This is a genomic window from Blastococcus haudaquaticus (assembly GCF_900230285.1).
In the GTDB taxonomy this organism is placed as follows: Bacteria; Actinomycetota; Actinomycetes; order Mycobacteriales; family Geodermatophilaceae; genus Blastococcus_B; species Blastococcus_B haudaquaticus.
Genome location: NZ_OCNK01000002.1, coordinates 296087 through 309159, shown reverse-complemented (window position 1 = coordinate 309159; position 13073 = coordinate 296087). Strand labels below are relative to the sequence as shown.

At 72.4% G+C, this 13073-nt stretch carries 12 protein-coding genes; 5 read left to right on the top strand and 7 right to left on the bottom strand.

Annotated elements, in window-relative coordinates:
- Positions 1–4: 4 nt before the first annotated feature.
- Positions 5–1477, top strand: a complete 1473-nt coding sequence (locus CRP30_RS08100) for an HNH endonuclease signature motif containing protein (RefSeq protein WP_097183448.1) — start codon at positions 5–7, stop codon at positions 1475–1477.
- 55 nt (positions 1478–1532) lie between these two features.
- Here the strand turns inward: CRP30_RS08100 and CRP30_RS08095 are convergent, their stop codons facing one another.
- Genes CRP30_RS08095 through CRP30_RS08065 form a run of 7 tightly spaced genes read right to left on the bottom strand, consistent with a single transcriptional unit; the run spans position 1533 to position 8002 of the window.
- On the bottom strand, positions 1533–1913 hold the full coding sequence (locus tag CRP30_RS08095; RefSeq protein WP_235003330.1) for a VOC family protein: 381 nt from the start codon (positions 1911–1913) through the stop codon (positions 1533–1535).
- Positions 1914–1924: 11 nt separating this feature from the next.
- A complete protein-coding gene (locus CRP30_RS08090) occupies positions 1925–3100 on the bottom strand; it encodes an alpha/beta hydrolase family protein (protein WP_097183446.1) in 1176 nt (391 codons plus the stop codon).
- Positions 3101–3155: 55 nt separating this feature from the next.
- Positions 3156–3917 (bottom strand): SDR family NAD(P)-dependent oxidoreductase, encoded by a 762-nt coding sequence (locus CRP30_RS08085; protein WP_200814620.1) that lies wholly within the window; start codon positions 3915–3917, stop codon positions 3156–3158.
- Entirely contained in the window at positions 3914–4873 is a 960-nt protein-coding gene (locus CRP30_RS08080; protein ID WP_097183444.1) for a fumarylacetoacetate hydrolase family protein, read from the bottom strand. Before CRP30_RS08080 ends, CRP30_RS08085 begins: the two co-directional genes overlap by 4 nt.
- Positions 4873–5811 (bottom strand): VOC family protein, encoded by a 939-nt coding sequence (locus tag CRP30_RS08075; protein ID WP_097183443.1) that lies wholly within the window; start codon positions 5809–5811, stop codon positions 4873–4875. Before CRP30_RS08075 ends, CRP30_RS08080 begins: the two co-directional genes overlap by 1 nt.
- An 18-nt stretch (positions 5812–5829) precedes the next feature.
- A complete protein-coding gene (locus CRP30_RS08070) occupies positions 5830–6960 on the bottom strand; it encodes an FAD-dependent oxidoreductase (RefSeq protein ID WP_097183442.1) in 1131 nt (376 codons plus the stop codon).
- 19 nt (positions 6961–6979) lie between these two features.
- Entirely contained in the window at positions 6980–8002 is a 1023-nt protein-coding gene (locus CRP30_RS08065) for a cyclase family protein (protein WP_097184057.1), read from the bottom strand.
- An 85-nt stretch (positions 8003–8087) separates the two neighbouring features.
- Between CRP30_RS08065 and CRP30_RS08060 the strand changes: the two genes are divergently transcribed.
- From CRP30_RS08060 to CRP30_RS08045, 4 genes are all read left to right on the top strand, one after another.
- Entirely contained in the window at positions 8088–9047 is a 960-nt protein-coding gene (locus CRP30_RS08060; protein WP_097183441.1) for a LysR family transcriptional regulator, read from the top strand.
- Positions 9048–9133: 86 nt separating this feature from the next.
- Positions 9134–10297, top strand: a complete 1164-nt coding sequence (locus CRP30_RS08055) for a sugar ABC transporter substrate-binding protein (RefSeq protein ID WP_097183440.1) — start codon at positions 9134–9136, stop codon at positions 10295–10297.
- Between the two features lie 62 nt (positions 10298–10359).
- Positions 10360–11988 (top strand): sugar ABC transporter ATP-binding protein, encoded by a 1629-nt coding sequence (locus CRP30_RS08050; RefSeq protein WP_200814619.1) that lies wholly within the window; start codon positions 10360–10362, stop codon positions 11986–11988.
- Complete coding sequence (locus CRP30_RS08045) at positions 11985–13040, top strand: ABC transporter permease (protein WP_097183439.1); 1056 nt, start codon at positions 11985–11987, stop codon at positions 13038–13040. The genes CRP30_RS08050 and CRP30_RS08045 overlap by 4 nt, the downstream gene beginning before the upstream one ends.
- The last annotated feature ends 33 nt before the right edge of the window (positions 13041–13073 follow it).

Below are 13073 nucleotides of genomic sequence, written 5' to 3'. Positions count from 1 at the left end.
ATCCATGCAGCGGATGTCCGGCACCTCCGTCGTGGAGGGCGTGCTGATCGACTGGGTCCTCACCCAGCCGGAGTCCCAGCCGCAGCTGCCCGTGTCCTGGCTCGACGCCGAGGACGTCGCCGCTGAGCTGGAGCGGATCCAGCGCAACCGGGCGCGGGACACGGCAAGGGAAGCGGACCTCGTCCTCCGGCTGGCCGACCTGCGACCCGACGTCGAAGATCCGCCGCCCGGCAGTCCCGGTACCCGGAGCCGGACCTGGCGGAGGACCGACCCGGAGTTCCCCGGGGTGAGCGAGTTCTTCCCCGACGAGGTGGCCCACGCGATGAACGTCGGCCGGGGCACGGCTGCCTTCCGTGTCCGGCGGGCGTGGACCTGGCGGGAGAACCTGCCGGTGACCTTCGAGGCGCTGCGCCACGGCGAGATCGACGAGCGCCGGGCGGGTGTGCTCGCCGAGGCGCTGCAGCACACCTCGCCCGATCTGGCGCGGGCGGTCGAGGAGACGGTCCTGCCGGGCGCGCGCGACCTGTCCCTGGCCGCCCTTCGCCGCGAGGCGCTGGCTCGGCTGGCCGAGCTGGACGCCACCGCGATCGAAGAGCGCCACGAGCAGGCGAAGCGCGCGGCAGACGTGCGGCGCTACGACTGCGGCGACGGCATGGTCGCCTTGGCGACCGACCTGCCGGCCGACGAGGCGGCGGCCTGCTACGACGTGATCGACCAGCTGGCGGCGATGGCCAAGGCAGACGGCGATCCCCGGCCGATCGGGCAGATCCGGTCGGCGATCCACTCGATGCTGATCCTGCGGCCGGCCGATTCCGGCCTCCCGGGAGTGACGGTCAACCTGGCCGTCTCCGCCACCCTCGAGGGGCTCGAGGGCGTCTCGACCTGCGGCGGGGAGGTCAACGGCTTCCCGATCACTGCCGCGCACCTGCGCGACCTGCTTCGCCGACTCGGTGCACTCGGGCTGCAGAAGCCGGACGGCGGGTCGCTCACCGTCGCGATGTCCGACGCCGACGGGCGGCTGCTGGCCACCGTCACCGCTGCTGAGCTCGCCCGCCTGGCCGAGGCCGGCTGCCCCGAGCACCCTGCCGACGCCTGCGAGTGCCCGCTGCTCGGCGTCCCGGAGCCCACCGATCGCTACGAGCCCACGACGGCCCTGCAGCGGTTCGTGAGCACGCGCGACCGCCGGTGCAGGCAGCCCAACTGCGGTCAGCGGTCGGGCTGGGCGGACCACGACCACGTGGTGCCGCACGCCCAGGGCGGCCGGACGACGTGTACGAATCTCTGCTGCCTCTGCCGGTCCCACCACCGGCTGAAGACCTTCGCCCGTGGCTGGACCTTCCGCATGGACGCCGACGGCACGTTGCACGTGACCAGCCCGTCCGGGATCACCCGGACCACCCGGCCACCGGGCCTGCGACCACCAGATCCGGCACCACCCGATCCCGCGCCACCGCCGGACGACCCGCCACCGTTCTGACTCGCCGGGTCAGCCCGGGTCGGGGGTGGCGGGATGTCCGGTCAGTTCGGTCCGATCAGTTGACGACGTGCAGCTGGTCCATCCACCGGATCTGCCACACGTGGCCGTCCGGGTCGGCGAAGCTGCCGGTGTAGGTCGTCTCGTCGTCGGTGGCGGGGCGCGCGGTCCCGCCCGAGGCGAGCGCCGCTTCGACCAGCTCGTCGACCTGCGGTCGGTGCTCGACGGTCAGGCAGTGGACCGCCGTCGGACCGGCCGCGGGATCGCCGACGGGAACCGGGAACGAGTCGCGGGACAGCAGCGTCACCACGATGTTGTCGTCGACGACCACCGCAGCGGTGTGTTCGTCGGAGGAGTGCTCGTTGATCCGGAAGCCGAGAGCCTCGTAGAAGCGCCGCGAGGCCGGCAGGTCCCGCACCGGCAGCGTCACGAACAGCATGGGCACGGCGGTCAGTCCTTCAGCCCGGCGAAGGTGTCGGCCACCCAGTCGGCGACGAAGACACTGACGTGGGGGAGGTGATCCAGGCCGATGTGCTCCGTCGCGCCCTCCTCCGGCGTGAAGATCCGCAGCTCCCGCTTCGGCGAGTTGACGGCCTGCTCGTAGGAGCGGTGCGCGTAGTCGACCGGGATCTGCCGGTCGTTCGCGCCATGGGCGATGAGGAACGGCACCGTGATGTTCTCGACGACACCGTCCAGGTGGACGTCGTCGGCGAACGCCAGGAAGCCATCGAGGTCCTGCTCGCTGCCCTCCTGCCCCCACACCCACAGCACGTGCGACCAGTAGTGGGGAACCGGCCGCTCGCCCTCCCGCTCCTTGCGGCGGCGCTGCACCGCGCCCCAGTTGTGGTTGGCGCCCCAGGCCACGCAGAGCGCGAACCGCTTCTCGAACGCGGCCGCACGGGGCGCGTAGTAGCCGCCGAGCGACCAGCCGACGATGCCGATCCGGGTGCTGTCGACGTCGTCCCGGCTCTCCAGGTAGTCGACGGCGGCCGCGCCCCAGACCTCGGTGTCGATCCGCGCGGTGAGGCCCTGCAGCCGGATGGCCTCACCGGTGCCGGGCTGGTCGAGCATCAGGCACGAGATGCCGCGGGCGGCCAGCTCCTCCCAGTGGTTCGAGGCGTACATGTGCTCCTTGGTGGAGTCCAGGCCGTTGACCAGCACGATGACCGGGGCGGGACCGTCGTCCGTGGCCGGCGCCTGGCTGAAGTAGGCCGGCAGCGTCGTCCCCTCGTAGGGGACCTCCACCCGCGAGACCCGCGGGCTGTGCGTGTCGAACGCCTTCTGCGCGATCTCCAGCATCCGCCGGTAGGTGGGCACCCGGTCGGGGCTGGAGTGCGCGAGCATCCGCTCGGCCTGCGCGAGGTAGTTGTTGGCGCGGAAGTACAGCTGGCCGGCGGTGCGGATGTGCCCGGCCTTCTCGGCGTCCTCCGCCTGGCCGACGAGCTGGTCGGTGAGGGCGGTCCAGGCGCGCAGGAAGTCCGTCGTCCCCGCGTCCTCGCCGGCGCTCGCGGCGTCCTTGATGGGCCGGCAGGCGCGGTCGACCTCGTCGATGAGGCCGCCGGAGTTCAGGGTCGCGACGACGCTGAGGTTCCAGGTGTAGGGGGCAGTGGGGAAGTACTCGAACACAGTGGTTCCTCTCGGTGGTTCTCAGGAGTCGTGGGTAGCCAGGAGTCGCGGGTGGCTAGGAGGCGCGGACGGCGTCGCTGATCGACTTCACGCCGCCGTGGGCGGTCATGCCGCCGTCGACGGGGATCTCCGCGCCGGAGATGAAGGAGGACTCGTCGCTGACGAGGAAGAGCACCAGTGGCGCCACCTCGTCGACGGTCCCGGTGCGGCCGAGCGGTGTCTCGGCGACGTTCGCGTCGCGGAACGCCGGTGCCGCCGAGGCGGTCATCGGCGTCTCGATGTAGCCCGGGTGCACGGTGTTGACCCGGATGCCGCGCGGTCCGAGCTCGAGGCACGCTGCCTTGGCCAGCCCGCGCAGCGCCCACTTGCTGGCGGTGTAGGCGATCGGGAAGTGCCCTGTCAGCGCGGCGACCGAGCCGACGACGACCACGGACCCGCCGTCGGTCATCAGCGGCGTAAGCGCCTGGATGCCCAGGAGGGGGCCGGTCACGTTGACCTCCGACACCCGCGCGAGGTCGGCGGGGTCGAGGTCGGCGAGGCGCGCCCGCCAGGTGACACCGGCGTTGGCGACGAGCCCGTCGACCCGGTCCAGGCTCGCGGCGAGCGCGCTCCAGGCCCGGGCGTCGGTCACGTCGAGCTGCCGGTAGTCGACCCCGGGCAGCTCCTCGGCGGGCTCCGGGGTCAGGTCGCAGCCGACCACCGTCGCGCCCTCGGCCGCGAGCAGCCGCGCCTCGGCGGCCCCCTGGCCCTGGCCCGCGCCGGTGACGACGATCGCCTTGCCCGCCACCCGCCCCCCGACCATCCCCGCGGCCCTCACGAGCGCGTGCGCACCCGCGGTCGCGGCCGCGCCGGTGCCACCGGAGGCAGCTGCAGGCCCTCTACGACGCGGTTGCGGATGGTGCCGAGGCCCTCGACCGTCATCTCGACGACGTCGCCGATCTGCAGCGGCGGGGGAGCGTCGTCTCCCCGGGTGCCCCAGAGCTCGCCGAGGCAGCCGCCGTTGCCGCAGGTCCCGGAGCCGAGGACGTCGCCGGCGCGCACCTCGGTGCCCCGCGACGCGTAGGAGATGAGCTCCTCGAACGGCCAGCCCATGTTCGACAGCAGGTCCTGGCCGATCTGGACGCCGTTCACGGACACCCGCATGTCCAGGGCGAGGAAGCCGTCGTCGTCGCGGTAGGGCTCCAGCTCGTCGGCGGTGACCAGCCAGGGGCCGAGGGTCGTCGCGGAGTCCTTGCCCTTCGCCGGACCGAGCCGGACCGCCATCTCGCGGAACTGCAGGTCGCGGGCCGACCAGTCGTTGAGGATCGTGTACCCGAAGACGTGCTCGCGGGCCTGCTCCGGGCTCAGCGACGCGCCGTCGCGGCCCACCACCACGGCGACCTCGAGCTCGAAGTCGAAGCGCTGCGAACCCGGGGGCACCCGGACGTCGTCGTGCGCCCCGACCAGTGCGTACGGGTTGGTGAAGTAGAACGTGGGCGCCTGGTACCACTCCGGGGGCACGCCGTCACCGCTCGGCGCCACCATCCCCTCGACGTGCTCCTCGAAGGCGACGAAGTCGCGGACGGTCGGGGCCTGGAGCGGGGGCAGCAGGCGCACGGACGCGACCGGGATGGCCGGCCCCTCCATCGCGGCGGCACCGGCCTCGAGCGCGGCTGGGAGCCCCGCACGGACGAGGTCGAGCACCGTCGTCCGCGCGGGGAGTTCGTGGAGGCCGTCATCGGAGACCACTCCGGCGTGGACCTCGCCGGAGGACTCCCAGGTCGCGAAGCGCATCAGACGGGGGGAGCGACGAAGAGACCCTTGTCGGGGTCGTTGAACGACTTCTGGGCGACGAACTCGTTCATCGCGTTCGCCGTGCCCCACTGGTCGCTGACCTCGGGGTTGCTGATGTCGTACAGGTGCGGGTGCCAGGTGTCCTCGTCGAGGGTCTCCAGCTCCGTCGTGTACTCGACGGTGTTGCCGTGGGGGTCCAGGAAGTAGCTGAACGTGTTGTTGCCCGCGAGGTGCCGCCCGGGGCCCCAGACCTTCTCGACGCCCGCGCGCAGCAGGCGGCCGGTGCCGCGCATGTACTCGTCGATGCCCCGCATCTCGAACGAGGCGTGGTGCAGCGAGGCGTGCGGCCCACGCGCGATCGCCATGCTGTGGTGCCAGGCGTTCGTGCGCAGGAACCACATCATGTTGCCCATGCGCGGGTGCATGAGCGTGTCCGACAGCGCGAAGCCGAGGTGCTTGTCGTAGAACGCGACCGTGCCCTCGGGGTCGGTGGAGTTGAGGACGACGTGCGACAGCCGCACCGGGATGGACTCGCCCTCCTCGATCGCGCGGTGCTGCCGCACCTCGACGTCGGAGCTGATCTCGATCGTGCGGCCCTCGTTGTCGAAGAACCGGAAGCCGTAGCCGCCACCGGGCGTCTGCAGCGTGTTCGGCTCGCCGACGAGCTGCACGCCGTCGGCGGCGAGCTGCGCGGCCAGGGTGTCGACGTCCGCGGCGTTCGCCGCCCCGAAGGAGATCAGGTCGATCCGCTTGTCGGTCGCCTGGCGCAGCCGCACGATGTACTGCTCCGGCGAACCCTCGGCGGCCAGGAACGCCAGCCCGGTGTCGGTGTGCTCGGGCGTCAGGCCCCACACCCCGGAGTAGAAGTCGAGCTGCGTGGCGAAGTCGGGCACGGCGAGGTCGACGTGCCGCAGGTGGGTGATCAGGCGCTGGGTCATCGGAAGGTCCTCGTGTCCTTAGGCCGGCTGGCTGGTGAGCATGGCGATGGAGCGCATGAGGCTCGGGATGTCGCCCTGGACGTGGTCGAGCTGCCACTGGGCGAGTGAGTTGGAGGCATCGACGACCGTCTTCGCGCGCTCGTAGCGGCGCGCCATGAAGGCGTCCCACAGGTCCTGGTCGAGCGCGTCCCGCTCGACCAGGAGCTCGGCGAGGACGACGGCGTCCTCCAGGGCCATGGCGCCGCCCTGGGCGATGGTCGGCGGGCAGGTGTGCGCGGCGTCGCCGATGAGCACGACCCGGCCGCGGTTCCACGGTTCGTCGAGGACGTGGGTCTCGAACCACGTGTAGTTGACCCGCGTCGGGTCGGTCAGGCTCTCGCGGATCTCGTCCCACGGGCCGTGGTAGGCCTGCGACAGCTGCTTCATGGTGGCCAGCTGCTCGTCGGGAGTGAGGGCGCTGCGGTCCTGGGCGTCCTCGACGATGTAGGCGTAGAGCGAGTTCTCGCCGGTGGGGCAGTAGCCGGCGATGTAGGACGGTCCGCCGTAGTAGAGGTCGGTCCGCGTCACGCTGGCGGGGCGCGGCCCGAAGGCGCGCCATATGCCCATGCCGACCGATCTCGTCTCCAGGTTCACGCCCAGCGCCCGGCGCGTGTACGACCGGACGCCGTCGGCGCCCACGACCACGTCGTACCGGCCGGCGGAGCCGTCGGAGAAGGTGACGTCGACGCCGTCCGCGTCCTGGGTCAGATCGATGAACGTCGTCCCGAAGCGGACCTTGACACCCACCTCCGTCGCGCGGTCGGCCAGGATGCGGGCCAGCTCGGGCCGGGGCATGCCCATGGCGGCGGGAAGGTCCGGTCCGCCGGTCTTGGCGTCCGGGATCTCCGCCACGACCGTGCCGTTCGGGTCGGGAGCGCGGATGCCGGTGACGTCGAAGGCGTAGCCGGCCGCCTGCACCTGGTCCCACACCCCGAGCGACCGGAGCTCGCGCAGCGCGTTGCCCTGCAGGGTGATGCCGGAGCCGAGGGTGGCCAGGTCCGGCTTGATCTCGACCAGGTCGACGGCGACGCCGGCCGAGGCCAGGTGGATGGCGGTGGCGGCGCCGGCCAGACCACTGCCGACGACGAGCGTGCTGCTGACTGCGGGCACGGGGGGACTCCTTCGTCCGCTACTTGACGGCGATCGGGTTGACCGGGGAGCCGACGGCGCCGGTCACGGGCAGGGGGGCGGCGGTGAGCCAGAAGTCGTAGCGCCCGTCCTGCGCGCAGTCGGCGGCCAGGGCGTCGAGGTCCCACATCTCGCCGATGGACAGGCCGATGTTGGGGATGGCGACCTGGTGCAGGGGCTGGAAGGCCACGTCGAACTCGTTGGGCCGCACCTCGAAGCCCCAGGTGTCGGTGGCGATCCCGGCGATCTCGGTGCCGTGCAGCCAGTCGGCGGTGGTGAAGGACAGGCCGGGGGCGGCGCCGCCGGCGTAGTCACCCCAGCCGCGCCCCTCGGCGATGTCGCGGCGGGCACGGGTGAGCCGACCGGTCCGGACGACCACGAGGTCGCCGCGCCCGACGCGGGACGACTCGCCCTGCGCGGCGATCGTCGCCTCGAGGTGCTGCTGGGTGATGGCGAAGCCGTCGGGCAGTTCGCCGTCGGTGCCCAGGACCCGCCCGACGTCGAGCAGCACGCCGCGGCCGGCGATCAGCGAGGCGACGTTCTCGATGCCGGTGACCAGGTCGCCCTCGCTGGTGACGACGTCGCCGGCCCGGCGGCCGTTCCAGGCGAAGCCGTGGTCGAAGATGTGGCCGAGGCCGTCCCACTGGGTCGAGCACTGCAGGGGCATGGCGATGACGTCGTCGGCGCCCCCGATGCCGTGCGGGAAGCCCTGGTTCCCGCGCTCGGCGTCGGTGCCGGTGTCGGTCATCGTGTGCACGGGGTTGGTCCGGCGGCGCCAGCCCTTCTGCGGGCCGTCGGTGTCGAAGGACTGCGACAGCGAGAAGCTCGCGCCCCGCCGCACCAGGGCCGCACCCTCGACCCGCTTGGCGTCGTCGAGGAAGTTCATGGTGCCGATGACGTCGTCGGCACCCCAGCGGCCCCAGTTCGAGCAGCGCTTCGCGGCGGCCGCGATGGCGCTCTCGGGGTCGGTGCGGTCGAGCGCGGCAGCGGGGTCAGCGGCGGAGTCGTCGGGAGACTGGTGCACGGTCCCGACAGTGGTGCAGCCCACAGGGGTGAGGGAAGACCAGATGTCTGATGACTGGCATCACTGACGTCGATACCGTGCAGGCGTGAACCTCGCGAGCCTGGATCTCAACCTGCTCGTGTCGCTCGACGCCCTGCTCCAGCAGCGCAGCGTGACCCGGGCCGCCGCGCAGATGGGACTCAGCCAGCCCGCGCTGTCCGCGTCGCTCGCCCGGCTGCGCCGGCACTTCGACGACGAGCTGCTCACCCGGGTCGGCAACGACTACCGCCTCACGCCGCTGGCGGTGCAGCTCCGGGAGCTCGCCCGGATCGCGCTCAGCGGTGTCGAGCGCGTCTTCACGGCGCAGCCGGAGTTCGACCCGGCCTCCTCCACGCGCGAGTTCTCGCTGCTGGTGAGCGACTACGTCGTGGCGGTCCTCGGCGACACCGTCGCCGAGTTGCTGGCCGAGGAGGCGCCGAACACCCGCCTGCGGTTGTCGACGCACTCGCCGGCCGTGGTGGACCGTGCGGAGCAGGCGCTCCTCACCGCCGATCTGCTCTTCCTGCCTCCCGGGTTCCTGACCGACCTCTCCCGCCGGGACCTGTACCGCGACGAGTGGGTCTGCGTGGTGGCCGCCGACAACCCGGTCGCGGACGTGGGACTGACGGTCCAGGACCTGGAGACCCTTCCGTGGGTGGCCACCTACCACGGGCCGACGGCGTCGACGCCGGCCGCGCGCCAGATGCGCATGCTGGGCATCGAGCCGCACGTCCAGATCGTCGTCGAGAGCTTCCTGACGGTGCCCGCGCTGATCGCCGGCAGCAACCGCATCGCCCTGCTGCAGCGCCGGCTGGTGGACCTGCTGCCGCTCAACATCGGCATCCGGGCGCTGCCGTGCCCCTTCGACGCGGGACCGCTCATCGAGGCCATGTGGTGGCACCCGGTGTACGACGACGACCCGGAGCACGTCTACCTCCGCGACCTCGTCGTCCGGGCCGCGCAGCTGGCAGTGGGCGGTCCCCACGTCGATATCGACGTCGCTGATACCGCGCAGCAGAAGAAGTGATTTCCGCTCGGTCGCTCCGGTCCTGACACTTCGGCGGCAGTGATGCCCGTCACCGATGTCGGGCACCAAGCGTCGAAGGGATCTTCATGACCCGCTCCTTGCGCCGGCTCGGCGTGACCGCCGTCCTCAGCCTGGTCGCCACCCTGGGACTGGCCGCGTGCGGCTCCTCGGACGAGGACGCCGCCGGTTCCGGCAGCACGGCAGGCGCCGCCGGAGGTGGGTCGGCGGCCACCCAGGACCTGCTCCAGATCGCGTACGAGGGGCAGATGGGCACGCCCCCGACCACCCCGACGACACCGGCCGAGGATGTCGAGCTGTGGGCCATCTCCTGCGGTGAGCAGATCCCGAGCTGTGCCACGCCGACGGCCGCGGTGCAGGAGGCGGCCGAGGCCGTGGGCTGGAGCGTGCGGCTGTGCGACGGCAAGCTCAACCCCAACGGCTGGGGTGACTGCGTGCGCCAGGCGGTCAGCGCCGGCGCCGATGTCGTGGTCCCGGTGGGCATCGACTGCGCCAGCATCCAGCAGCCCTTCCAGGAGGCCAAGGACGCCGGGGGCACCGTCGTGGGCGCCGGTGGCGCCGACTGCGACGCCGTCGGTGGTCAGCCGCTGTGGGCCAGCGAGCGGTTGCAGCTCGAGGACATGAGCGTCCAGGAGAGCTTCGAGCTGCAGGGCAAGCTCGCCGCGGACTGGATCATCGGAAAGACCGACGGACAGGCGAAGGTCCTCCACCTCGTCTTCACCGACCCGCTCTGGGGCCCGTGGCTGGCCGACGGGTTCGAGAAGGAGATCGCCACCTGCGCCGACTGCGAGATCGTCGGCACGCTGGAGGTCGCCAACAACGACGTCATGACCGGAGCGCTGCCGCAGAAGTTCTCGACCGCCCTGCTGCAGGCACCCGACACCGACTCGGTCTTCGTGCCGCTCGGCGGGTGGATGCCGGCCGGTCTGGCGCAGGCCGTCGTCTCCTCCGGCCGCTCGGCCGACCTGAACGTCATCAGCGGCCTGGGCAACGTCGCCAACATGGAGCTGATCCGCTCCGACGGCGGCCAGGACGCCATCGTCGGCTACCCCACCCAGTGGGGCGGCTGGGGATCGGTGGACACCGCGATCCGGGTGCTCAACGGCGAGGAGCCCCTGGTCCAGGGTGACGGCTTCCAGGTCGTCGACGCGGAGAACGGCCTGCCGCCGCAGGGGCAGGACTTCGAGCCGGTCGACTTCCGGGCCGCCTACCAGGAGGCCTGGGGCGTCTGACCGCCCGCTCCGCCATCCCGGTGGCCGCTCCTTCGGGGGCGGCCACCGGCGAAAGGACCACCATGACGAGCACGGAATCCCTTCCGGCCTCCGCGACGGACGTCGTCCTGCGGATCGCGGGGATGACCAAGCGGTTCGGCGCGACGCTCGCCCTCGACGCTGCCGACCTGACGCTGCGGCAGGGCACGGTGCACGCCCTGGTCGGCGGCAACGGGTGCGGCAAGTCCACGACGATCAAAGTCCTGGCCGGGGTCCACCGCGCCGATGCGGGTCGGATCGAGATGGCCGGCTCGTCGTGGTCGGCCGCGGAGTACGACGCCCGCGCCGGGCGCGCCGCCGGCCTGCGCTTCGTCCACCAGGACCTCGGCCTGTTCCCCGAGCTCTCGATCGCGGAGAACGTCGCACTCGACGCCGGGTACCCCCGCGGGGCGACCGGCCGGGTCTCCTGGACGGCGCTGCACCGGCGGGTCGCCGGACTGCTCGCGGACTACGAGATCGACGCGTCGCCCGCGACACCCGTGGCAGCTCTCCGTCCGGCGCAGCGCACCCTCGTGGCGATCGCCCGGGCCCTGCAGGACCAGGAGGACGACCGGCACCTGGTCCTGGTGCTCGACGAGCCCACCGCCACGCTGCCCCAGCACGAGTCGCAGCTCCTCCTCGACGCCGTGCGGCGGCGGGCCGACCACGGGCAGACCGTGCTCATGGTCAGTCACCGGATGCCGGAGGTGCTCTCGGTCTCCGACGACTTCACGGTCTTCCGGGACGGGCGCTCCGTGGCATCCCTGGTGGGCGCACGGCCCACCGAGCGGGACCTGGTGGCCCACATGACCGGGATCGCGGGGAACCCTCCCGGCACCGGGCCGGCTGCCACCGGCGACGCATCCGCCGCGAGCGGCACGCCCGCTGGAACGGACGGTCCCGAGGTGGTCCTGGACGTGTCGGGCGTGTCCGGGGGACCCCTGCGCGGGGTCGACCTCCAGGTCCGGCGCGGCGAGATCGTCGGCGTCACCGGGCTGGTCGGCTCCGGCCGCACCTCCCTGCTCAAGACCGTGTTCGGCGAGCACACCCCCATCGCAGGCAGCGTGCGGATCGCCGCGGGCCCGCCGGGTGCGAGCACGGCCGCCACGGTGGCGGGGCGGATCGCCGGCGGGGTCGCCTACGTGCCCGAGGACCGCGGCGGTGAGGCCGCGTTCGCCGACCTCACGGTCCGGGACAACCTCTCCGCCACGGTCGTCCGCCGGTACTGGCGCCCCTGGGGGATGGCGGCTCGCCGGGAGCGGGTGGACGCCGCCGCGTTGCTCCGGTCGCACACCATCAAGGCCCCCTCCACCGAGGCGCCGTTCGCGGCCCTGTCGGGAGGGAACCAGCAGAAGGCGATCCTGGCCCGGTGGCTGCGTCGCGAGCCCGCGTTGCTGCTCCTCGACGAGCCGACCCAGGGGGTCGACGTCATGTCCCGGGCCGACATCTACCGGATCGTGCGGGAGACCGCCGGTCGCGGCTGCGCCGTCCTCGTCGCCTCCTCCGACCAGCTCGAGCTCTGCGGCCTCTGCGACCGGGTGCTCGTCCTGCGCGACGGACGCGTGGCGGCGGAGCTGAGCGGGCCGGAGCTCACCGCCGACCGCCTCACCGCACTCACCCAGAGCACCGAGCCCGTCGCCGGCCCCGCGCCGGCCCCAGGAGAGCGACGATGACCCTGACGAACACCGAGCACCTCGACACCTCCGACGGGAACGGCTCGGACGCCTCCGCACCCTCCCCGGTCGCCGCCCCGACGCCGTCGTCGCGGCTGAAGGGCTTCGCCGAGCGCAACGCCCTGCTGGCGCTCCTCCTGGCGGTGATCACCTTCTTCGCCGTGTACCCGGAGAGCTCGGCGACGTTCTTCACCAGTCAGAACGCCAGCGTGCTGCTGGGCAACCAGTCCGTGGTCGCCCTCCTCGCCCTCGCGGTCATCCTGCCGCTGGTCACGGGGTACTTCGACTTCTCGCTGGGGGCCATCGCCGCGACCTCCAGCGTCCTCACGGCCGGGCTGATGAGCTTCCACGACCTGCCGCTCGGGCTCGCCGTCGCCGTCGGCGTGGGTGTCGGCGCCGTGATCGGCGGGATCAACGGGTTGCTGGTCACCCGGTTCGGGCTCAACAGCTTCGTCACGACCCTCGGCATGGCGACCCTGCTGGGCGGCCTGATCCAGTGGTACACCGGTGGCCAGACGATCCTGGCCGGCATCGACCCGGCGCTCCCGCGCTTCGGCGGCTCGACCTGGCTCGGGCTGCCGCGGGTCGTCTTCGTCGTCCTGATCACCACCGTCGCCCTCTGGTACCTGCTCGCCCAGACGCCGTTCGGCCGGAGCCTGTACGCGATCGGGTCGAACCCCCGGTCGGCCCGGCTGGTCGGCATCCGTGTCGAGCGGTCCGTGTGGACGACGTTCGTGCTCGCCGGTGCCCTCGCCGGGGTGACGGGAGTGCTGCAGCTGGCCCGGGCCGGCAGCGCCACGGCCGACAACGGGACCAGCCTGCTGTTCCCGGCCCTGGCGGCCGCGTTCCTCGGCGCCACAGCGGTCGTGCCCGGCTTCTTCAACGCCGTGGGGACGATCATCGGCGTGCTGTTCGTCTCCGTGGCCGTGAGCGGGCTGACCCTCTCCGGCGCCAGCGCCTGGGCCAGCCCGGTCTTCAACGGGGCCGCCCTCCTGGTCGCGGTCGGACTGTCGCACTACCTGGGCCGGCACCGCGGGGTGCGGACCGGCTGAGCGGCGTTCCGCGGGCCATCCCGGCCACCCGGC